This window comes from Syntrophobotulus glycolicus DSM 8271, assembly GCF_000190635.1.
GTDB lineage: Bacteria > Bacillota > Desulfitobacteriia > Desulfitobacteriales > Syntrophobotulaceae > Syntrophobotulus > Syntrophobotulus glycolicus.
Genome location: NC_015172.1, coordinates 3,379,642 through 3,399,970, shown reverse-complemented (window position 1 = coordinate 3,399,970; position 20,329 = coordinate 3,379,642). Strand labels below are relative to the sequence as shown.

At 42.8% G+C, this 20,329-nt stretch carries 24 protein-coding genes and 1 tRNA gene; 22 read left to right on the top strand and 3 right to left on the bottom strand.

Features of this window, described 5'->3' with window-relative positions:
* Positions 1-43: 43 nt before the first annotated feature.
* The 3 genes from SGLY_RS16830 (at position 44) to SGLY_RS16820 (ending at position 2,251) form a co-directional block, all read left to right on the top strand.
* Complete coding sequence (locus SGLY_RS16830) at positions 44-805, top strand: ParA family protein (RefSeq protein WP_013626349.1); 762 nt, start codon at positions 44-46, stop codon at positions 803-805.
* Positions 798-1,685 (top strand): ParB/RepB/Spo0J family partition protein, encoded by an 888-nt coding sequence (locus SGLY_RS16825; protein WP_013626348.1) that lies wholly within the window; start codon positions 798-800, stop codon positions 1,683-1,685. Before SGLY_RS16830 ends, SGLY_RS16825 begins: the two co-directional genes overlap by 8 nt.
* A gap of 65 nt (positions 1,686-1,750) precedes the next feature.
* The gene (locus SGLY_RS16820) at positions 1,751-2,251 is read left to right on the top strand and encodes a DUF4446 family protein (protein ID WP_013626347.1); all 501 of its coding nucleotides are present in this window, start codon (positions 1,751-1,753) and stop codon (positions 2,249-2,251) included.
* Here SGLY_RS16820 and yyaC read toward each other — a convergent pair whose 3' ends face one another.
* The 3 genes from yyaC to SGLY_RS16805 form a co-directional block, all read right to left on the bottom strand.
* Positions 2,252-2,812 carry a spore protease YyaC gene (gene yyaC, locus SGLY_RS16815; RefSeq protein WP_013626346.1) on the bottom strand — a complete coding sequence of 187 codons (561 nt, stop codon included), beginning with the start codon at positions 2,810-2,812 and terminating at the stop codon, positions 2,252-2,254.
* Between the two features lie 381 nt (positions 2,813-3,193).
* A complete protein-coding gene (locus SGLY_RS16810) occupies positions 3,194-4,402 on the bottom strand; it encodes an aminotransferase class V-fold PLP-dependent enzyme (RefSeq protein ID WP_013626345.1) in 1,209 nt (402 codons plus the stop codon).
* A complete protein-coding gene (locus SGLY_RS16805) occupies positions 4,399-4,644 on the bottom strand; it encodes a putative Se/S carrier protein (protein WP_013626344.1) in 246 nt (81 codons plus the stop codon). The genes SGLY_RS16810 and SGLY_RS16805 overlap by 4 nt, the downstream gene beginning before the upstream one ends.
* Positions 4,645-4,784: 140 nt before the next feature.
* Here SGLY_RS16805 and SGLY_RS16800 point away from each other — a divergent pair, with 140 nt between their 5' ends.
* From SGLY_RS16800 to SGLY_RS16710, 19 genes are all read left to right on the top strand, one after another.
* Positions 4,785-5,969, top strand: coding sequence for an ABC transporter substrate-binding protein (locus SGLY_RS16800; RefSeq protein ID WP_013626343.1), 1,185 nt, complete (start codon positions 4,785-4,787; stop codon positions 5,967-5,969).
* Positions 5,970-6,052: 83 nt separating this feature from the next.
* Positions 6,053-6,724, top strand: a complete 672-nt coding sequence (locus SGLY_RS16795; RefSeq protein WP_013626342.1) for a CvpA family protein — start codon at positions 6,053-6,055, stop codon at positions 6,722-6,724.
* A gap of 25 nt (positions 6,725-6,749) precedes the next feature.
* Positions 6,750-6,959 carry a DUF951 domain-containing protein gene (locus SGLY_RS16790; protein WP_013626341.1) on the top strand — a complete coding sequence of 70 codons (210 nt, stop codon included), beginning with the start codon at positions 6,750-6,752 and terminating at the stop codon, positions 6,957-6,959.
* Positions 6,960-7,063: 104 nt separating this feature from the next.
* Entirely contained in the window at positions 7,064-8,164 is a 1,101-nt protein-coding gene (gene ychF, locus SGLY_RS16785; RefSeq protein WP_013626340.1) for a redox-regulated ATPase YchF, read from the top strand.
* 107 nt (positions 8,165-8,271) lie between these two features.
* On the top strand, positions 8,272-8,556 hold the full coding sequence (gene rpsF, locus SGLY_RS16780; protein WP_013626339.1) for a 30S ribosomal protein S6: 285 nt from the start codon (positions 8,272-8,274) through the stop codon (positions 8,554-8,556).
* A 15-nt stretch (positions 8,557-8,571) separates the two neighbouring features.
* A complete protein-coding gene (locus SGLY_RS16775; protein ID WP_013626338.1) occupies positions 8,572-8,976 on the top strand; it encodes a single-stranded DNA-binding protein in 405 nt (134 codons plus the stop codon).
* A 48-nt stretch (positions 8,977-9,024) separates the two neighbouring features.
* The gene (gene rpsR, locus SGLY_RS16770; protein WP_013626337.1) at positions 9,025-9,270 is read left to right on the top strand and encodes a 30S ribosomal protein S18; all 246 of its coding nucleotides are present in this window, start codon (positions 9,025-9,027) and stop codon (positions 9,268-9,270) included.
* A gap of 114 nt (positions 9,271-9,384) precedes the next feature.
* The gene (locus SGLY_RS16765) at positions 9,385-9,702 is read left to right on the top strand and encodes a MazG-like family protein (protein ID WP_013626336.1); all 318 of its coding nucleotides are present in this window, start codon (positions 9,385-9,387) and stop codon (positions 9,700-9,702) included.
* Between the two features lie 12 nt (positions 9,703-9,714).
* Complete coding sequence (locus tag SGLY_RS16760; protein ID WP_013626335.1) at positions 9,715-10,680, top strand: DUF2232 domain-containing protein; 966 nt, start codon at positions 9,715-9,717, stop codon at positions 10,678-10,680.
* Complete coding sequence (gene rplI, locus SGLY_RS16755) at positions 10,677-11,123, top strand: 50S ribosomal protein L9 (RefSeq protein WP_013626334.1); 447 nt, start codon at positions 10,677-10,679, stop codon at positions 11,121-11,123. Before SGLY_RS16760 ends, rplI begins: the two co-directional genes overlap by 4 nt.
* A 7-nt stretch (positions 11,124-11,130) precedes the next feature.
* Positions 11,131-13,053, top strand: a complete 1,923-nt coding sequence (gene lonC / locus SGLY_RS16750) for a Lon family ATP-dependent protease (protein ID WP_013626333.1) — start codon at positions 11,131-11,133, stop codon at positions 13,051-13,053.
* An 81-nt stretch (positions 13,054-13,134) separates the two neighbouring features.
* Positions 13,135-14,460, top strand: a complete 1,326-nt coding sequence (gene dnaB / locus SGLY_RS16745; RefSeq protein ID WP_013626332.1) for a replicative DNA helicase — start codon at positions 13,135-13,137, stop codon at positions 14,458-14,460.
* 160 nt (positions 14,461-14,620) lie between these two features.
* A complete protein-coding gene (locus SGLY_RS16740) occupies positions 14,621-15,904 on the top strand; it encodes an adenylosuccinate synthase (protein WP_041444879.1) in 1,284 nt (427 codons plus the stop codon).
* A 121-nt stretch (positions 15,905-16,025) separates the two neighbouring features.
* Positions 16,026-16,101 (top strand) — tRNA-Lys (locus SGLY_RS16735).
* A gap of 359 nt (positions 16,102-16,460) precedes the next feature.
* Positions 16,461-16,805: a PadR family transcriptional regulator gene (locus SGLY_RS16730; RefSeq protein ID WP_013626330.1), complete on the top strand. Its 345-nt coding sequence runs from the start codon at positions 16,461-16,463 to the stop codon at positions 16,803-16,805.
* Positions 16,792-18,144, top strand: coding sequence for an FtsW/RodA/SpoVE family cell cycle protein (locus SGLY_RS16725; protein ID WP_013626329.1), 1,353 nt, complete (start codon positions 16,792-16,794; stop codon positions 18,142-18,144). The genes SGLY_RS16730 and SGLY_RS16725 overlap by 14 nt, the downstream gene beginning before the upstream one ends.
* Positions 18,138-18,671 carry a hypothetical protein gene (locus SGLY_RS16720; protein ID WP_013626328.1) on the top strand — a complete coding sequence of 178 codons (534 nt, stop codon included), beginning with the start codon at positions 18,138-18,140 and terminating at the stop codon, positions 18,669-18,671. The genes SGLY_RS16725 and SGLY_RS16720 overlap by 7 nt, the downstream gene beginning before the upstream one ends.
* Entirely contained in the window at positions 18,671-19,159 is a 489-nt protein-coding gene (locus tag SGLY_RS16715; protein WP_013626327.1) for a pyridoxamine 5'-phosphate oxidase family protein, read from the top strand. The genes SGLY_RS16720 and SGLY_RS16715 overlap by 1 nt, the downstream gene beginning before the upstream one ends.
* A 230-nt stretch (positions 19,160-19,389) precedes the next feature.
* The gene (locus tag SGLY_RS16710; protein ID WP_041444877.1) at positions 19,390-20,319 is read left to right on the top strand and encodes an ABC transporter ATP-binding protein; all 930 of its coding nucleotides are present in this window, start codon (positions 19,390-19,392) and stop codon (positions 20,317-20,319) included.
* Positions 20,320-20,329 lie beyond the last annotated feature (10 nt).

The window sequence follows — 20,329 nt, the reverse complement described above, 5'->3', positions numbered from 1 at the left end:
TATTTTGCAAAAATATTTCATTTTAGATCAGAGGAGTGATTTCTTGGCCAGAATTGTAGCCATTGTCAACCAGAAGGGAGGCGTGGCAAAAACAACTACCGCTGTCAATCTTGCCTCCAGCTTGGTAGAGAGAGGAAGTAAGGTCCTTTTAATTGACTTGGACCCTCAGGGCAATGCTACCAGCGGCTGTGGGGTGATGAAGCACAGGCTTTCCCGTTGTATATATGATGTGATTATTAATGATGAGGATATCCGCAATGTGATTTTGGATACCGAGCTGAAGAAAATGAAAGTTGCTCCGGCCAGGATAGAGCTTGCCGGAGCGGAAATAGAATTGGTATCTTTGTCTCAGCGGGAAAGCAGACTGGGACAAGCTGTTAAGGAAATACAAAATGAATTTGATTTTATTTTGATTGATTGTCCGCCTTCTTTAGGACTTTTAACTTTGAATGCTTTGTGTGCGGCGACTGACGTTCTGATTCCCATCCAGTGTGAGTATTATGCTCTGGAAGGGTTGAGCTTATTAATGAATACACTGGACAAAGTCAGGAAATCTTTGAACCGGGAATTGGAGGTTTTGGGAGTTTTACTGACGATGTTTGATGCCAGAACCAATTTATCGATTCAAGTTGTTGATGAAGTTAAGCGCTATTTTAGAGATAAGGTATTCAGGACAATTATTCCAAGAAACGTAAGATTGAGTGAAGCGCCAAGTCATGGTCAGCCTATTATTCTATACGATACGAAATCTCGTGGAGCGGAGGTATACAGGGATTTGGCTGAGGAGGTGTTGGAGCGTGTCTAGAAAAGGTTTAGGCAAAGGTCTGGGGGCTTTAATTGTAGAGAGGGATAATACCAATGGTGAAATAAAGGAAATACTGCTAAGGGATCTTGTTCCGAATCCCAATCAGCCGCGTAAAGAGTTTGATCAGGAAAAATTGCAGGAGCTGGCAGATTCTATCAGGGAGCACGGACTGATTCAGCCCGTCCTGGTCAAGCCTCATGAGGGGAAATATTGCATTATTGCCGGGGAGAGACGGTTCCGGGCCTCTCAACTGCTTGGGCTGGATCGAATCAGCTGTATCGTGCGGGAATGTTCGGATCAGGATATGACGGAGAAGGCCTTGATTGAAAATATTCAGCGTACAGACCTTTCTCCTATTGAAGAAGGTTTGGCGTATGCCCGCCTGATGAATGACTATGGTCTGACCCAGGATCAGGTAGCAAAAAAAGTTGGTAAAGGCAGGCCGACAGTAGCAAATCTGCTCAGAATCATCCAGCTTCCCCAAGAAGTATTGCTTCTATTGAGTAACGCAGACCTTTCCCTGGGACATGCCAAGGTGCTTCTGGGAGTTGAGGATTCTTCAAAACAAATAGAACTGGCCAGGACGGTTGTTGAAGATGCTTTATCAGTGCGGCAATTGGAAATGATTATTGCCGGGAAAATCTTAAATGAGGAAACGACATCTGAAGGAGATCCGGATTCGTTTAGAAATGCAAAAAAGAAACCGCAGAGGGTCTTTCAGCATAGCGAGCTTAAGGATATACAGGAAAAATTGCATGGGACATTTCAGACTAAAGTGAAAATAGTTGGAAATGATAAGCGTGGGAAAATAGAAATTGAATACTACTCTAAAGATGAGCTGGATAGATTATTGGAGCTTTGGCGTATTGAAACGAGTTAATAGAGAAAAATATATTGTTCCACGTGGAACAAAACACAAAACATTGATTTTAGGGGGTACATAATTTGCTGCAGACAGATCTTTCTTCTCTAATGCTTTTTGTTTCCGGGGCGGCAATACTTTTAGCAATGATCGCGATAATCATCAATATCTTACTTCGTTCAAAGATGAGAAAATTCCAGGATGCTTATATTAGTTTGCAAAAGATGGTCTCCGGCAATGATTTAGAACAACTACTTCAAGCCAACTTAAATGAAGTAAGAAAAATAAGTGAACTGACTTCCAAACATGAAAAGCGTTTAGGAGCAGCAGAAGATAAGCTTCGGCAGGGAGTAGACGGAATAGGGGTGGTGCGCTTTAATTCTTTTGAGAATATGGGATCCGATTTAAGTTTTTCAGTTGCTCTTCTTAATCAGGAAGGAACAGGTCTTATCCTGACCGGTATTCATAGCAGAGAAGAGTGCAGAATATATGCAAAGGCAATAGAACAAGGCCAAACTAAAGCGAAAATGATGGACGAGGAAAAAGAAGCCGTTCAATTAGCTATGGAAACCATAAAAATATGATTACGGCAAACTTAAGAAAGTATTTGCCAGGATGGAGCTAAGAATATCAGAAAGTTTCCAGACGATATTCAATCTGGTATTCTGGAGAACCATATATTCCATAAAACCATTGAGATTAACGATGCCGGTGAGGTGGATTTCCCCAACTTCCGGCAGTTTTTTTTTCACCGCGCTGCCAGGTTTTAAGGGTCTTTCTTCAAGGGTAATGTAACCTATGGAATCCAACCGGCCTAAACAGGCATCAAGAGCGATAATATACGGGTTACAGTAAATGTCATTGACTTTAGCAAGGGTTTCAACAAGGTTTTCAGCATGAATGGGATGATCCAGTGTTCCTAAAACATTTAAGCCGGAAATATGCCGTTGGGAAAGTTTCGTGCCGGTCAGAGGACCCAGGGAATCGCCGGTTGAACGGTCTGTCCCTATGCAAAGCACGACAGCAGGGCGATTTGAAGACAATATGAGATGTTGTCTGAGTTTAGTTTGAATTTTTAATAAGCCGTCTCGATCCTCATAGTGCGCTCTTAAATGTATATTTTCACGAAATAAAGAAAGAGCCAATGGAGTTTCCCTCCTAAAATTACTGTTTGTAAATGATTATTATCAATTATTAATCATTATTACCAAAATCAGTAATTTTATTCTTGGCTTCGATAGTTCAAGATAAAATATTCTGAAACAAAAAAAAACAATGTCATGAAAATTTGCATGTAAAAATAGATTAAAATAATACTTAAAATTTATGTTGATATTGTAAGCAAAATAATTATAATAAAAACACTATAAAATTTCATGTAAATATATATGTAAATATAAAGAAAATAATATATAGCAGATTCATGTAAATATATAGATAAATTTCTAGCAGATATAGAGAGATAAGCTTGATCAAGGAAATGAGGAATTTAAAAAATTAAGATGAAAAACAGTGAGGGGCTGGGACTAAGAAGAGCGGCATACTGACAAGATCGCTTTTGAAGCATAGTCAATTTCCTCTAAGGTGTTAAAACAGCTTAAACTGAGACGGACTGCTCCCCGGGGGAAAGTGCCCAGAGTTTGATGGGCCAGTGGAGAACAGTGCAGTCCACAGCGGTTGATGAGACCGTAATCTTTTTCCAGTTTGTAACTGATTAAAGCATTATCTTTACCGATAAAATCAAAAGATAATACGGCAGTTCTCTGATCAAGATCAGGACTGCCAATCAGTTTGAGCCCCTTTGCGTTCTGCAGATTATCGATCAATTTTGAGGTCAGCTTCATTTCCTTATCTCTGATTGTTTGAAGGCCGGTGGTTCTGATATAATTTAAAGACGCATGCAGTCCGTAAATACCGGGAAGATTGGGTGTACCCGCTTCATATTTATCCGGCATGTCATTGGGCTGATAAGGGTTCTCCGAATGACTGCCCGATCCCCCGACGATGACCGGCTGGAACAAGGGGATAATTTGATCAGCCAAAACGATTCCCCCGATACCCTGGGGTCCCAGTAAACCTTTATGACCAGTGAAGCCTAAAGCATGGATACCGGTTTCTTGCATGTCAATTTCGAGATGACCGGCAGTTTGAGCGGAATCTACAATAAAAAGTAAATGATGCCGCTGGCAAAATGCTCCGATTTCTTTCAAAGGAAAAATTGTTCCGCACACATTGGAGGCATGCGTGATCATCACTGCTTTGGTGTTAGGACGGAGAAATTTGAGCATAAACTGGTCGACAGCTTCTTGAAGCGGAAGCTTACCATCAAGAGAGAGGCTGCCGTCAGCAGTACAAGGGAGAACTGAATAGGAAAAACCGGGATTATTGCGAGTAAAATGATTTAAGGGTCTGATTATGGCGTTATGCTCCATAGAAGAGATCAGCACATGATCACCCGGTTTAAAGATACCTAGAATCAGAAGGTTGAGGCTTTCTGTAATATTTTTATGGAAGACAACATTCTCCGGTTTAGGGGCATGAAATAAGGCGCATAATAGCTCCCGCGTTTCCAAGACAGTTTCTTCAGCGGCCAGGGCTTCTTTATATTGACCTCTGTGAATATTACTGCCGATATCCGTAATATATCCGGCCACTGCCTCAGCTACGCCGGGAGCTTTGGGAAAGGAGGTTGCCGCATTATTCAGGTATACTCTTTGGTTAAACATCATACTCATGATTTTACCCTCTTGATATTTTGCAAAATATATTTTCCGGCAATATTTTTGTATAATTTTTCAATAGACGCATCAAGCAGAGGACCTGGATCTAAAACAAAGAATCGCGCGGCTACTCCGCATCCCGCGGAAAAACTGCTTGGCACAGGTAAAAGTTCCACAGGGATAGCCAGCCGGTCAAGCTTTCGTTTAAATTTGACGGCTCCTGTAGAGGTATAGAATAAAGCAAGATATTCCATCATACCGCTTCCTTTCTTTTGGATCAGGAAGGACTTTTAGAGAAGCTAAATCTTCTCAGAGAAAAAATATTGACAATTCATGTGATAATAGTCCATGTTATAATATATAAATATTATTTAAGGAAAAGCAAGGTGATAGTTTGATGAATTTGAAAAAAAGATTTTCCACTTTCTTCGCAGCCCTTTTATGTCTGTCCCTGGTTGCTGTGACCGGATGCAGTTCAAGCGAACCTGAGCCTCAGGGGGGGATGATAAAAATAGGCGGTAATTTTGAGTTGACAGGCGGAATGTCTGAATATGGAAAGAAAGCTGAAAACGGAGTCCTGCTGGCGGTCAAGGAAGCAAATGCTTCCGGCGGAGTGCTTGGAAAACAGATAGAATATGTCGGTTCAGATAATAAATCGGAAACAACCCAAGCCGCTGCGGCGGTAACCATACTTGCAGTCCAGGATCAAGTGGCGGGAATTATAGGTCCGGTTACGAACGGTAATATTTTAGGACTTCTTGAGGCAGTAGCGGATAATCAAATACCGCTTATTACCCCCACAGGCACAAATGAAAGTATAACGCTTAAATCCAACGGAACAGTAAATAAATGGCTGTTCAGAGCATGCTTTATTAATTCTTATCAGGGCACTGTGGCTGCGAACTTTGCTTTGGATACCTTGAAGGCATCCAAAGCCGCGGTGATTACGGACCAAAAAGCCAATTATGCCGCATATTCCAACGGACTGGCAAAAAACTTTATTGAGACGTTTACCAAAGCCGGCAAAGAAATTGTAGATTCAGAGCAGTATAATACTGAGGAAACTAAGGATTATAGTAATATCCTGAACAGAATCAAGGAAAAAAATCCTGATGTTATTTTTTTACCCGGTTATTATAGCGAAGCCGGGGCGATCATTAAGCAGGCACGGGACCTTGGCCTGAAAATGCCGATTATTGGTGGTGACGGCTGGACGGGTTCATTAATTGATATAGCCGGCAAGGACGCTCTGAACAATACTTATTATGTCGACCATTTTGCTGGAGATGATCCTGCTGCCGCCGATTTTGTAAAAGCTTATAAAGATGAATACAAGCAGGATGCCGATAATTTTTCCGCGCTGGGTTATGATGCGGCGAAAATGCTTATTGCTGCGATAAACAAGGCAAATAGTACAGATTCTGATCAGGTAAGGGCCGCGTTAGAAACAATGACTTCTTTTCAAGGAGTGACAGGTGAAATGACGGTTGATCCGGCAACTCACAATACGCAAAAAAGTGCGGCCATCCTAAAATATGTTAATGGTAAAAAAATGTTTGCACAACGGGTCACTCCCCAATAAGAAGAGCCTTGATTTTTTAAAGGCAGATGTTAAAATCTTAGCATCTGCTTTTATTATTTTTAAGTAATCATGAGGTAAATGTTGTGAATGGTTTGGATATTGCCGCATTGATCATCTTAATGATCGGCGGTTTGACAGGCTATCGAAAAGGACTAATTACAGGGGCTTCACATTTTGTCGGAAAAATAACGGCTTTAGTCATTGCCATGCTCTTTCATGGACAATTTTTGCAGGTAATCGAACCCTATCTTCATCTCCGGGATAAGATTCAGCCTAAAATAAGTGCTTTTCTTCTTAAAGCAGCCCTGGCTCGTTTAAATGAAGGGGCTCCCGGAGCAGCGGGCTCGTCTGAGGGTTTATTACAGCCTGCGGTTGCTCAGACTGCGATTTCTCTGACAGATTACATCTTATTAATTGGATCGGTACTTCTGCTGTTTTTATTGACTTCTTTACTGATTAATATTTTGATTGGTATTGTGATCAATCCGATAGCCAATTCTCTCGGGATTATCAACAGGGGCGGAGGCCTGCTGTTTGGAGTATTGGGCTCTTTTATCGTTGTCTGCCTGTTTGTCGGGCTGGCATCACCACTGCTGGCCTTGTTTGATACAGCGGCCCTGAACCCTGAGGGATCAGTTTTGTATCCGGTTTTTCAAGCCGGTTATGAAATCATAAAAGTTTTTATTTCTGCGGCGGCGGGTGATTTTCTGACAAACCCCTTGAAAGGGTTTGGAGTAACAGGTAAAAGCGTTTAAATGAAGTGGAGGAGAAGGAGTAGAGTTGGTCAAGCTAAATGTGGGGGATATTGTTCGGCTGCGGAAACTTCATCCATGTGGAAGTGCTGATTGGATGATTATGCGCACAGGGATGGATTTTCGAATCGAATGCCGGGGATGCGGCCATCAAACCTGGATTACCCGGGTAAAACTGGAAAGAAACATCAAGGAAATTTTACACAAAGCTGAACAGGGAGAAAGCTTGGAGGACTAAAAGATATCCCCTGCTTTTTAGCATAAGCAGGGGTGCTCTTTTATTGCCTTCTTAGAAAATACCGGTTAGAATAGTAAAGATATCGAAACAGATGGAGGATAAAAATGGCACTTCGAGTAGGAATTGTTGGGTTGCCAAATGTGGGTAAGTCAACGCTTTTTAATGCAATTACCAAAGCGGGAGCGGAATCGGCAAATTACCCTTTCTGTACGATTGATCCTAATGTGGGAATTGTCCATGTTCCTGATGATCGTTTAAAACAACTCGCTAAAATTGTCAGCCCTGACAGGATAGTTCCCGCAGCCGTAGAGTTTGTCGATATTGCAGGCTTGGTCAGAGGGGCCAGCAAGGGAGAAGGGTTAGGCAACCAGTTTTTATCTCATATTCGCGAGGTGGATGCTATTGTCCACGTTGTACGCTGTTTCCAGGATGAAAATGTCGTCCACGTAGAAGGGTTCATCGATCCGGTCAGAGATATCGAGACGATCAAGATGGAGTTGATACTGGCCGATATGGATGCGGTACAGCGCAGGCAAGCGAAACTTACCGGCATGATCAAATCCGGGGATAAAAAAGCCAAAGAGGAACAAACTGTCTTGACAAAACTCATGGAAGAGTTTGATAAGGGCATTACAGCCAATATGATTGATTTCACTCCGGAAGAAAAGGAACTTTTAAAATCAGTAAGCCTTTTGACGCTAAAGCCAGTAATCTATGCTGCGAATGTTCATGAAGAAAGCATTAATCATGTTGAAAATCATTCCTATATACAAAGCGTAGTTGAAATTGCCCGGATGGAGAAGGCGGAAATCATTCCGGTCTGTGCTCAGATCGAGGCCGAAATCGCGGAGTTGGATGAAGAAGAAAAAGGGTTGTTTCTCGAGGAGCTGGGACTGAAAGAATCGGGACTGGACAAATTGATCCGCAGTGCGTTCAGCCTGCTTGGACTGATGACGTTCTTCACGGCCGGGACAATGGAAGTCAGAGCCTGGACCATTCGCAAGAATACCAGAGCCCCTCAGGCGGCCGGAACAATCCATACTGATTTTGAAAGAGGTTTTATCAGGGCGGAAGTTGTAAGCTATGATGCTTTCACAGAAAATAACGGCCTGAACGGAGCCCGGGAAAAAGGCCTGGTCCGTTTAGAAGGCAAGGAATATATTATGCAGGATGGAGATATCGTCCATTTTCGCTTTAATGTCTAAAGAGATCTTGCAAAGATCATTCCTAAATGGTATAATTTTAGGCTGTAAACTTATGTATCCCTGCTCTGTCCTTGAACAGGGCCAATAGTCCGAGGGGAGGTGCTAAAATGAAAGCGTACGAAGTGCTTTACATCATCAGACCGGATCTTGACGAAGAACAGACGAAAGCTCAGGTTACCAGATTTGCCGATATCGTAAATGCTAACGGCGGTTCGGAGCTGAAAGTGGAAGAATGGGGCAAGCGTCGTCTTGCTTATGAAGTCAAGAAGTTTAATGAAGGTTACTATGTTCTGATGAACTTTAACGGGGAAGCCAATACCGTACAAGAGTTGGAAAGAGTCATGAAAATTTCTGACACTGCCATTCGTTTTCTGACTACAACGAAAGAATAAGAATGGAGGGGTAAAATGTTAAATCGAGTAGTTTTGATCGGTCGATTAACGAAAGACCCCGAATTGCGTTATACACCCAGTGGAGTGGCTGTGGCCTCTTTCACTCTCGCTGTCGACAGAAACTATAAAAACGCCAAGGGAGAACGGGAAACCGATTTTATCTCTTGTGTGGTTTACCGCCAGTTGGCTGAGCTTTGTGCCAATTATTTGGCGAAAGGGCGAATTGCTGCGGTAGACGGGCGCTTGCAGATCCGTACTTATGATGGGCAAGACGGACAGCGAAGATGGGTAACAGAAGTTGTCGGGGAAAACGTCAGGTTTTTAAGTCCTAAAGACGGTAATACCGCAGGTTCAGGGGCGGCGGATGATATAAGATCGTTTGCTCAGGAAATTAGTTTGGATGACGATATACCGTTTTAATGGATTGTTTTTCTAGGTATCTCGGTAAATGAAAGGAGGAAGGCTGAAATGGCTAACGCACCTGTCAAAAAAGAACGGACCCGGCGTCCTCGCAAAAGAGTTTGCAGTTTTTGTGTGGATAAGGTCACAGAAATAGATTATAAAGATTTGCCCAAATTACGCAAGTATGTTACAGAGAGAGGGAAAATCCTCCCCCGTAGAATATCGGGCAATTGTGCCAAGCATCAAAGAGAAGTCACCATTGCAATCAAAAGGGCCAGAAGCATTGCTTTACTGCCTTACGTGATGGACTAAGAAAAGAGAGGGTTGCCTCTCTTTTTTTCTTTTAGAAGAAATTGCCACCTGAAATAGCAGGAATCTGATTTTGTCTTCGCGAACTTTTCACATAGAATGGCGAAGGGAGTTGGGATGGTGGATCAAGTCAAAGTGGATATCGCCAAATGCTCACGGGTTATTGAAGAACTCAAAGGGGAAATCATGAAAAACCTTTGGCTCTTTCAACAAGGGACACTTCGTGCCTCAGAATCGGAAATGATTAACAGCTTGGGCGGGATTGTTGGTTCATGCTATGTATTAACCAGAAGATTTGGGTTTGAGTTTTCAGATTTGGACAGAATGCTATATAATAAGATGGAAGAATGGCAGGCTGGCGATAAGTTAAATTTAGAATCAGAATGGGGAGATTTAAGTCTCCTGCTTGAATATCTGCTTCCCAATGAAAAATGACAGGAGAAATAGATGAGTTACGCAAATCGGAGCAGGCTGAACTACTTTTTAAAAGCAGCCTTATTAATGGTACCATTATTGGCAACTCAATATCATGCCTGGAGCTGGATATTGGAAATGGTTTTACTCCTTATTGTCTTTTTGCACGGAAAGGAATCCGGAGCGCGGCTGACGGGGATATTGACAGTATTGGGGTATTCTGCTGCTGCTGTTGTTGCTGTGAACAACGCGAGTTTTGACCAGATCGGGTTTGTCCCTCTGGCCGGAGTACTCTTCCTTTGGATTCAAAACAAAATTTCTGTTAAAGATGCTTTATTTTGGAGTATAACTTTAACCGTTCTGATCAGCGCACTGCCCACAATAGGTATTGTCAAAGAAGCCTTAACTCCTGCTAAGGTTGATGAAGTCGTTGCCATGACCATGCAAAGTTATGAACAAAATGGAAACATCCATATTTTGGAAGAAAAAGGCATTTCCAAAGAAGTACTCGAAGGGTATGTTAAAAAGGTGATCTCCTTATACTATCAGATATTGCCTGCCGCCGCCGGTGTGATCGGTATGCTGGAGTTTGTCTTTATTTATACATTGTACCGGCGTTTATTGATGGCCAATTCTTGGGAAGGCAAGGTCAAGACGCCTTTTACAAGATGGCGCATGCCCTGGTACGCTATTTGGGGAGTGAATGCCGGATTAGGCTTATATCTGATCGGTGATAGTTTCAGCACATGGGCAGTTTGGAAGATCGTTGGAATGAATATTTTGTCTATTTATGCTGTACTGGGTTTTATCTTTGGGTTCTCCTGCCTGGCTTATTTGTTGCAGCGTCCGAAGACTCCGCGCTTTTTGATCTTTATCGTGATTATCGGCGGAGCGATTTATTTACCTTTTACGTTGACAGTCCTAATATTTATAGGAATATTTGATATCGTATTTAATCTGCGGAGGATACCGGAAGGAAAAGAGGGGGAAGCAAAGTGAAGGTAATTTTGAAAGAAGACATCAAGGCACTTGGCAAAAAAGGGAAAGTATGTGAAGTATCCGACGGTTATGCGAGGAACTTTTTAATTCCCCGCGGAATGGTAATTGAAGCCACGAGCGGTAATATACAGGATCTTACCCATAAACAAAAACAAGAAGATTTACGGAAGAGAAAAGAAAAAGACGAAGCTGAAGCATTAAAAAAGAAACTGGAAAGCCTGCAAGTGATTCTTAAAGTAAAGGTTGGGGAAAAAGGCAAGCTTTTCGGATCAGTGACCAATAAAGAAATAGCCGATGTTTTAGCTCAGGCTTATGGGATAAAACTTGATAAGAGAAAAATCGAAGTTAAGGATCCGATTAAAGCTCTGGGCAGTTATCATGTGACCGCTAAGCTTCATCAAGAAGTAAGCGTTGAGCTTAAAATTAACATTGAGGGAGCATAAGCGTTTCATGAGAGGATTGCTGGACAGATTAATCAAAAAAAATAGCGAAAACAATCAGAGTTTAAATAATCAAGGCAGGGAAGACCGGTCCGCTGAAGAGTTAAAACTGGAAGTAGATGCTTTATATGTTGTTCTTTCCAACCTTTATGGAACAGACAAGCTGATTCTGAAGGCGAGCAAATTGGAAGCTCTGACTTTGATGCGTTCTGAGAGCCTAAACGAAAGAGTCATGGGTCTGCAAAAACTGGTGCATGATGATCCGACCGAGAGTCAATTGCCCAAAAGGGAAGACCTTCCGGCCATCCTTCGGGATGTTGAAGAAACCATAGCGGAAATGGTTGCTAAAAAGTCGGTTGAAGAAAGGCTTAACCAGGCTGTGACCGATAAAATGCAGGAAAGACATGAGGAATACATCAAAGAGATCAAAAACCAAATCATTAAAGAGACAGCTGGGCCGGAAAATGCCCAGACGTTAAAAAAGCTTGCGGTTTTGGAAAAAATGAATCAGACAACACCGCTTTCCTCAGCAATTGATGTTTTGCGCCCGAAAAGACCTGAAGAAATTGTGGGGCAGGAAAATGCCATGCGGGGTTTATTGGCAAAATTAGCAACACCCTATCCCCAGCATATTTTGATCTATGGGCCTCCGGGGGTTGGCAAGACTTCAGCCGCCAGGGTGGCCTTGGAAACGGTCAAGCAATTCAAGAACGCGTCTTTTTCAGCCGATGCTCCTTTTATCGAGGTTGACGGGACAACCTTGCGCTGGGACCCGCGTGATGTGACCAATCCTTTGCTTGGATCAGTGCATGACCCGATCTATCAGGGGGCAAAAAAAGATTTAGCCGAGACAGGGATACCGGAACCAAAATTGGGGCTGGTTAATGAGGCCCATACAGGAATTCTTTTTATTGATGAAATCGGGGAAATGGACGCTCTCTTGTTAAATAAGCTGCTCAAGGTATTGGAGGACAAGAGAGTATTTTTTGATTCTTCATATTATGACCCGCAGGACCCCCAGACGCCCTTGTATATTAAGAAGATTTTTGAGGAGGGTGTTCCGGCCGATTTCGTGCTGATTGGCGCGACCACCAGGGACCCTTCGGAAATAAATCCTGCTTTAAGGTCACGTTGCACAGAGGTCTATTTCGGGCCGCTGGAACCGGAGGATGTTCAGGAGATCATCAGACAAGCCGGAGAAAAATTAAATGTTCAGCTGGAAGCAGGCGTTGAAGAGATTATCAGTGACTATGTCATCGAAGGACGCAAAGCGATTAATATCCTGCTTGATTCTTATGGAATGGCAAAATTCCGAGAACGGGACAGTGACAAAATCTCCATTCAGACCGAGGATGTCAGAGAGGTTTTGCGGACCAACAGGCTTACTCCTTATGTTCATAATAAGGTCAGTTCGGCCAGGGATCAGGGCAGGATACTTGGGCTGGGAGTAGCGGGGTTTTTAGGATCTGTCCTGGAAATTGAGGTTAAGGTTTTTCAAGGACCGGAAGGTAAAGGGACAATCAGATTTAATGAGACGGCCGGGACGATGGCCAAGGATTCGGTTTTTAATGCTGCGGCAGTGATTCGCATCTTAACCGGAGAAGATCTGCGGGATTATGATGTTCATGTCAATGTGGTCGGCGGAGGCAAAATAGATGGTCCTTCGGCAGGATTGGCCATTACCATAGCGATTTACAGCGCCCTCAAGGAACGGCCTTTAAGACAGGATGTGGCCGTAACCGGCGAAATTTCCATTCAAGGGAAAGTTAAACCGGTCGGAGGGATCTATGAGAAAATTTTCGGAGCCAAGCAGGCCGGGGTGCAAAGAGTAATTATCCCCGAAGATAATATAGATGAAGTGCCTTCAGGTCTTACTGGAATAGAGGTGATCGCTGTAAGTACGATTGAAGAGGCCTTAAGGGCTGTCCTATAAAAGAAAATATTTCAGCAGTTGGTGGGCGTTTTAGAATAACAATGATTGAGGATAAAACAAGGGATTACCGGGGGAGAGAAAATGGAACCAACAAAAGTTCCGCCACATAATTTAGAAGCTGAACAGGCAGTTTTGGGCTCCCTGATGCTTGATCCGGAACAGGCCAGTGTGGCTTTTGAAATTTTGCGGTTTGAGGATTTTTACAGGGACAGCCACAAGATTATTTTCACCGCCATTCAAGAGATACTGGACAAAGGCGAGCCTGTGGACTTGGTTACGGTCGCCGAATATCTTAGACAATATGGCCGTCTGGAGTCCATAGGAGGAATCGGAACGATTTCCCAGGTCGCTTCCTCTGTTCCTTCCGCTGCCAATATCGAATATTATGCCAGGATCGTTGCGGAAAAAGCGTTACTTCGCCAGCTGATCAAAATGGCTGGTTATCTGGAGCAGAAAGGGTATGAACCGGGCGAGGAGGCTTTTGACCTTCTGGAAGAAGCCGAAAAGATGATTTTGGAGATCTCGCACAGGCAGACCAAGGACGGATTTATTTCCATCCATCATATTTTGCTGAAGACCTTTGAAAAGATAGAACACCTTTATACCAATAAAGGCAACCTGACCGGAGTCCCCACTCATTTTAAGGAATTGGACAGACTAACCTCAGGCTGGCAGGCTTCCGATCTGGTTGTTATTGCGGGCAGGCCTTCCATGGGAAAAACCGCACTTGTGTTAAATATGGCCCAGAATGCTGCGGTTAAGTCTAAAGTAGCGGTGGCATTGTTTAGTCTGGAAATGTCTAAAGAGCAGCTGGTTCAGCGGATGCTCTGTTCAGAAGCCATGGTTGACCAGCAGAGAGTACGAACCGGGGAATTGCTGGACAGTGACTGGCCTAAACTCACCCAGGCAGTCGGACCCCTTTCCAATGCGCCTATTTTTATTGACGATACGGTAGGAATCACTTTAGCGCAGCTGCGCTCCAAAGCCCGCCGCCTCAAAATGGAGCAGGGGTTAGGCTTGATTATTATTGATTATTTGCAATTAATGACCTTAGGGCGCCGGGCGGAAAGCCGTCAGCAGGAAGTGGCCCAGATCTCCCGTGGACTGAAAGGACTGGCCCGTGAGCTGTCCGTGCCTGTTGTGGCATTGTCTCAGTTAAATCGCGGTGTGGAACAACGTCAGGATAAAAGGCCGGTTATGTCCGATCTTTTGGAATCAGGGGCAATTGAAGCTGATGCGGATGTAATTTCTTTTATTTACCGGGATGAATATTATAATCCTGAGTCAGAGAAAAAAGGGATAGCGGAAGTGATTATTGCCAAACACCGTAATGGTCCTGTTGGCACAGTTGAGCTGGGGTTTCTGAAAGAGTTTACGAAGTTTGTTAATCTGGACAGGACACACTAAGGATAACAAAAAGCAGGCAGGTCAGGGAGGCTTAATCAAATTCGAACGTTATTAGCCAGCCTGCTTATAATGTTCGGATTCTTTATTGACAAAGCGAGGGCCGGACTGTTAAGATTAAACTGTTTGTTCTAGAGATAATCTCTGATTGGAGGAAAAGATGATGGCTGCTGTTGTACTGATTGGGGCGCAATGGGGGGACGAAGGCAAAGGCAAGATTACCGACTTTGTTGCTGAACAGGCGGATATGGTCGTTCGTTATCAGGGAGGTAATAATGCCGGTCACACTGTAGCTTTTAATCAAAAGACCTATAAGCTGCATTTAATTCCTTCAGGGATTTTTAATTCAGATAAGCTTAGTGTTATTGGCAACGGGCTGGTGATTGATCCTGAAGTTTTAGTCGAAGAATTAGATTACCTTCATGAAAGAGGGATTACAACAGATAATTTGCGCATTAGCACAAATGCTCATGTGATTATGCCCTATCATTGCCTGCTTGATGTGCTGGAAGAGGAGTTTAAGGGCAATCAAAAAATTGGTACGACCAAAAGGGGTATTGGACCCGCCTATAAAGATAAAGCTTCCCGCACCGGAATTAGAATTTCCGATTTGATGGATAAAGAAGAGTTTGCGGACAGGCTGCATTACAATATCCAAGAAAAAAATATGCTTATTACAAAAATTTATGGCCGTGAGGAACTTAAATTTGAAGAGATCTATGAAAAATATTTAGAATATGCGGAAAGAATCAGACCTTATGTTACAGATACATCATTGATCATTAACGAATACATTGAACAAGGACGCAAGGTTTTATTCGAAGGAGCGCAGGGAACACTACTGGATATTGATCATGGGACGTATCCTTATGTTACCTCATCTAATCCTATAGCTGGAGCAGCCTGTGTCGGGACCGGGGTAGGGCCGACGAAAATTGCTAAAGTTTTGGGTATCGTTAAGGCTTATACAACCAGAGTTGGGGAGGGTCCGTTCCCTACGGAGCTAAACTGTTCACTGGGGGAATTGATCAGAACAAATGGCGGAGAATTCGGTACGACGACGGGGCGGCCGCGCCGCTGCGGCTGGTTTGACGCCGTGATTGTCAAATATGCTGTCCGGATAAGCGGAATATCCGATATTGCTCTGACTAAGCTGGATGTATTGACTGGGCTGGATACGATAAAGATTTGTACAGGCTACAAATACCAGGGGCAAATCATTCAGGATTTCCCTCAGGGATTGAAAAAGCTGGCGCAGTGTGAGGCAGTATATGAGGAAATGCCGGGCTGGAAGGAAGACTTGACCGGGATTAGTCAATTTGAAGAGTTGCCGGCAGCTGCCCGGAATTACGTCAGGCGGATTGAAAAGCTGACTGGGGTTAAAGTATCCCTTTTAGCCGTGGGGCCTGATCGTGTGCAGACTATGGTCTTGAATGAGATTTTTTAAACAAATGAGATTACATATCTTTGTTCATCAGCAAACATTTTAATTCTAATTTCGTGGGATAATGCAATTTATCTCTTGACATGATTCGGACTTTCCTGTAAAATTTGGTCTTGTTGCATAAGAGCCATTAGCTCAGTCGGTAGAGCACCTGACTTTTAATCAGGGTGTCCCGCGTTCGAGTCGCGGATGGCTCACCAATAAAGAAATCAAGCATTTTCACGTTCTTGAAAGTGGATGGACAGGACTCCACGTTGAGGAAATTTGAAATTTATGGATAAAATATAAATTGTCTGAGATAAGATGAGGCGCCCCCAAAAGGGGCGCCTCATCTTTTATCCCTTTATTACTTCAATTATCTGACAAAATGTGGACAAATAAAAGTGGTAAGTATATCCAAAAAACTAACGAGAAAACACAAATAAAGTTTAATAATTTTTATTAGAAATCTTACCTGGTTCATCTGTCCATGATAGATACGAAAGTTTAATTCTTATTGACATATATAGATGACCGATATACTATTTATATAGATAATCTATATAAAAGGAGAATTGGAATGCGAATAGACAAAAGCTTATTGACAGGCAGTACAGCCCTGCTTATTCTAAAGCTGCTTGACCAATCGGATATGTACGGTTATCAAATGATTGAAGAACTGAGCAAACAATCAAAAAACGTTTTTACGTTAAAGGCAGGGACATTATATCCTCTGCTGCATTCTCTGGAACAAAAGGATCTGTTGATTTCTTACGAAAAAACAATGGAGAATTTTAGAGTGCGAAAGTACTATAAAATAACAAAGAAAGGCCGGAAATATTTGGGTGAGAAAACTGAAGAATGGAAGACATATTCTTCGGCTGTCAATCGCGTTCTAGGAGGTGTAAGTTTTGCCGGAATCTGAAAAAATCAACAAATTTTTGGAAACGGTACGCGGGCAGATACGCTGGAAAAAAGCCCATCTTTCAGTTACAGAAGAGATCAGAAACCATATCATTGACCAACGGGATGCCTTTATTGAGGGCGGACAAGATGAGACAACCGCCACAGAAATGGCCATAGCTGAAATGGGAGACCCGATCATTGTAGGGGAACAACTTGACCGCACCCACAGGTCACGGCCAGATTGGCCGCTGCTGGTGATGACGATCATCTTGCTTCTGGCAGGGCTTTCTATTCAATTTCTTGTAGGACGTGACATTCAGGACGGAACAAACCTCTTCCTCAAACAGGCTGTCTGGACAGTTTTCGCAGTTGTGATTTTGATTGGGGCCTATTTTTTGGACTTTACCATAATCGGCAAGTACCCTAAACCGATATTTTTGGGGCTCAGTATTCTGACGGTAGTTTCTTATTTCTTTACCGGGGGAAATGGAGGACTTTTCAGGGGAAGTGGAGCACTTTATACGATTTATCCGCTGCTGTTTTTTCCCACGGCTTTTGCCGGATTTATTTATTCCATGCGGAGCAAGGGCTATGGCGGGATTATTTTATGTGGGGCATCTTTAATTGCTCCCGCTTTTCTTTCCAGACTTGTGCCGAGTTTAACCTTCTATTTTTTGCTTTGTCTTTCCTGTCTGATTGTGCTGACAGCTGCGATAATGAAAAATTGGTTCAAGGTCAATAGATTGTTTGCTTTGCTTATTATATATATCCCGACTATCCTTGTTTGGACGATACCATACCTCAGAGGGAATCCCCTTTACGGGGGAATAAAATTGCAGCTGGCGTTCAATCCTTTCCTGGATTCGGCAGGGGCTGGATATTTAGGGGCCGTCATTCGAAGGCTGCTGGCCAATTCCCGGTTTCTGGGGGAAGGATTGCCGGTCAGCGATGGGGTATCGACCGGGCTGCAAATTTTGCCTGAAGCCCATACTGATTTCTTGTTAACATACTTAATTTACAGATTTGGCTGGATTATTTTTATTGTTCTGATGACGATCTTTCTGGCCTTCATTCTGCGTTCCATTAATATTTGCAAAAGACAACACAGTGTTCTCGGATTTTTGACAGGCTTGGCCATTACCTTGACATTGAGCATAGAATGTATGCTTTATATCCTTTCAAACTTGGGATTTTTATTCTTTGCGCCACTCTCATTGCCTTTAATTTCTTATGGAGGGCGGGCTTTAATTGCAAATAGTTTTCTTATTGGATTATTGCTCTCTTTATTTCGGACAGGAAATTTGGTGCGGGACAAGGGTGAGGTATTAGTAAAACCTCTGGGAGGAATAAAGTGTTAATTGATAAATATTTACCTGACTACCAATTTCATGAAAAGCATGAAATAACTACAGCTGCTCCGCCAGAAAAAATCTATGAGGCAATCCTTTCCACGGATTTTGTAAAGAATTTTGTGATTGCTGCGCTGTTTAGGATAAGGGGAATTTCCCAGTTTACCATTTTGGATTTAACAAAAGTTGGTTTCAAAATACTGGAGGAAGTCTATCCTGAAGAAATCGTGATCGGGCTTGAAGGCAGGTTTTGGACCCGTAACCCCGCAATGAGGGAAATAGACGGGGAGAGTTTTTTAAGCCCTCAAAGCAGGGATGTTGCCAGAGTAGCATGGAATTTTTTTATCGAAGAAAAAGCCTCTGGTAAATCCGTGTTGACAACTGAAACACGAATTTCTTGTCTGAATCAAGACGTTTTGAAAAAGTTCCAAAGATACTGGTTTGTCATTCGGCCCTGGAGCGGCTTAATCAGAAAACACATGTTAAAGGAGATCCGCAGACAAGCAGAGCAAAATCAGTCAAATTGGAGGTCATGATGAAGATTACAAGGGATATGTGGGAAAAAATCAGGAGGTATTACTCTGAAGCGCTGAAAGCTTCTATGCATTGTTCCATAGCGACGGTCAGTAATCATGGCATACCGAATGTTTCTCCGATTGGATCATTGATGTTAAAAGACGATTATTCGGGCTTCTTCTTTGATATTTTTGCAGGTACATTATCAAAGAATATAGACTTGAATAATCATGTTTGTATCTTATGTGTAAATACGGGTAAACTTTTTTGGCTCAAATCATTGTATCTGAACAGATTCGGTAAGCCTTCGGGGCTAAAATTGATTGGTACGGCAGGAAATAAACGGGAAGCGACTGAGGAAGAGATTGAGTCATTCAGAAGCTACATCAAACCATTGAAAAGCTTTAAGGGTTATCACACTCTTTGGGACAACTTGCAATATGTCAGAGAGGTGAGATTTACGGATTACTATCCGGTAAATACAGGAAAAATGACATTTGATCTGTGAAAATCTATTATTATTGGTCTGAAGAGAAGAGTGAAAGTAAATACATAGAATTAATGCTTGTGCTGTGGGCGCAGGCATTTTTTACATTCGCCGATGCCGAAGGATATGACAATTGTCATCTTGGTTTCATGCTTCAGCTCACTGGTGTAAGACTCCGTATTGTTCTATTCTATAAGCAGCAAATTCGATACTGTTTTCCTGAACTCAATCTCAGACAAGGGAGGTGCGCAATGTTGGTAGAGGTCAAAAATCTTGTGAAAAGATATCAGGATGTTATTGCCGTGGATAATGTAAGCTTCTCTATTCGGAAAGGGGAGATCGTAGGGCTGCTTGGCCCTAATGGAGCGGGAAAGACGACGACAGTGAACGCTATGGTCGGCCTCACAAAAATTGACCGGGGTGAAATTTATATTTTCGGTAAAAAGCTTAAAGAAAATGAAGTAGAGATTAAGAGAGATTTAGGGGTAGTTCCTCAGGATATTGCCATCTTTGAAGAACTTACGGCTTACGAGAACCTGATGTATTTTGGCAGGCTCTATGGGCTGAGAGGGACTCTTTTGAAGGAAAGGATAGAAAAAGCGCTTGAATTTACAGGGTTACTGGAAAAGAAAAAGCAATATCCCAAGAAATTCTCCAACGGAATGAAAAGAAGGCTCAATATTGCTTGCGCAATTGTTCATCAGCCCAGTTTGATGATCATGGATGAGCCGACGGTGGGGATTGATCCTCAGTCCAGAAGCTATATCCTCCAGGCAGTTAAAGAACTGAACAGACAGGGGTCGACCATCATATATATCTCTCACTATATGGAGGAAGTCGAAGAAGTCTGTACCAGGATCATCATTATGGATCATGGCAGAGTAATTGCTGCCGGGACAAAAGAGGAACTCAAAGAGATGATGACCAGTGAAGAACGGGTAACTGCCGAATTATCCTCGGCAAGCTATACCCTGATTGAGAAGCTCAATAAGCTGGCGGGAGTAAAAGAGAGCTATGTTGAAGGGACAAAGGTGACAGTAATCTCTGCAAAGAACAGCAAAAATATCCGGGATATTTTTGGCCTTGTTTCTGAAAGCGCGGAAGTGATTTCTTTTAACGTTGAACAACCCAGCCTGGAGACGGTTTTTCTCACTTTGACCGGTCGTTCACTGAGAAATTAAGGAGGTGACT

What these genes read in the sequence shown, in the direction of transcription:
- SGLY_RS16810 (WP_013626345.1), bottom strand. Translation starts at nt 4,402, where the DNA reads ATGAGTATGATGTTTAACCAAAGAGTATACCTGAATAATGCGGCAACC.
- SGLY_RS16805 (WP_013626344.1), bottom strand. Translation starts at nt 4,644, where the DNA reads ATGATGGAATATCTTGCTTTATTCTATACCTCTACAGGAGCCGTCAAA.
- SGLY_RS16800 (WP_013626343.1), top strand. Translation starts at nt 4,785, where the DNA reads ATGAATTTGAAAAAAAGATTTTCCACTTTCTTCGCAGCCCTTTTATGT.
- ychF (WP_013626340.1), top strand. Translation starts at nt 7,064, where the DNA reads ATGGCACTTCGAGTAGGAATTGTTGGGTTGCCAAATGTGGGTAAGTCA.
- rpsF (WP_013626339.1), top strand. Translation starts at nt 8,272, where the DNA reads ATGAAAGCGTACGAAGTGCTTTACATCATCAGACCGGATCTTGACGAA.
- SGLY_RS16775 (WP_013626338.1), top strand. Translation starts at nt 8,572, where the DNA reads ATGTTAAATCGAGTAGTTTTGATCGGTCGATTAACGAAAGACCCCGAA.
- rpsR (WP_013626337.1), top strand. Translation starts at nt 9,025, where the DNA reads ATGGCTAACGCACCTGTCAAAAAAGAACGGACCCGGCGTCCTCGCAAA.
- SGLY_RS16765 (WP_013626336.1), top strand. Translation starts at nt 9,385, where the DNA reads ATGGTGGATCAAGTCAAAGTGGATATCGCCAAATGCTCACGGGTTATT.
- SGLY_RS16760 (WP_013626335.1), top strand. Translation starts at nt 9,715, where the DNA reads ATGAGTTACGCAAATCGGAGCAGGCTGAACTACTTTTTAAAAGCAGCC.
- lonC (WP_013626333.1), top strand. Translation starts at nt 11,131, where the DNA reads ATGAGAGGATTGCTGGACAGATTAATCAAAAAAAATAGCGAAAACAAT.
- dnaB (WP_013626332.1), top strand. Translation starts at nt 13,135, where the DNA reads ATGGAACCAACAAAAGTTCCGCCACATAATTTAGAAGCTGAACAGGCA.
- SGLY_RS16740 (WP_041444879.1), top strand. Translation starts at nt 14,621, where the DNA reads ATGGCTGCTGTTGTACTGATTGGGGCGCAATGGGGGGACGAAGGCAAA.
- SGLY_RS16730 (WP_013626330.1), top strand. Translation starts at nt 16,461, where the DNA reads ATGCGAATAGACAAAAGCTTATTGACAGGCAGTACAGCCCTGCTTATT.
- SGLY_RS16715 (WP_013626327.1), top strand. Translation starts at nt 18,671, where the DNA reads ATGAAGATTACAAGGGATATGTGGGAAAAAATCAGGAGGTATTACTCT.
- SGLY_RS16710 (WP_041444877.1), top strand. Translation starts at nt 19,390, where the DNA reads ATGTTGGTAGAGGTCAAAAATCTTGTGAAAAGATATCAGGATGTTATT.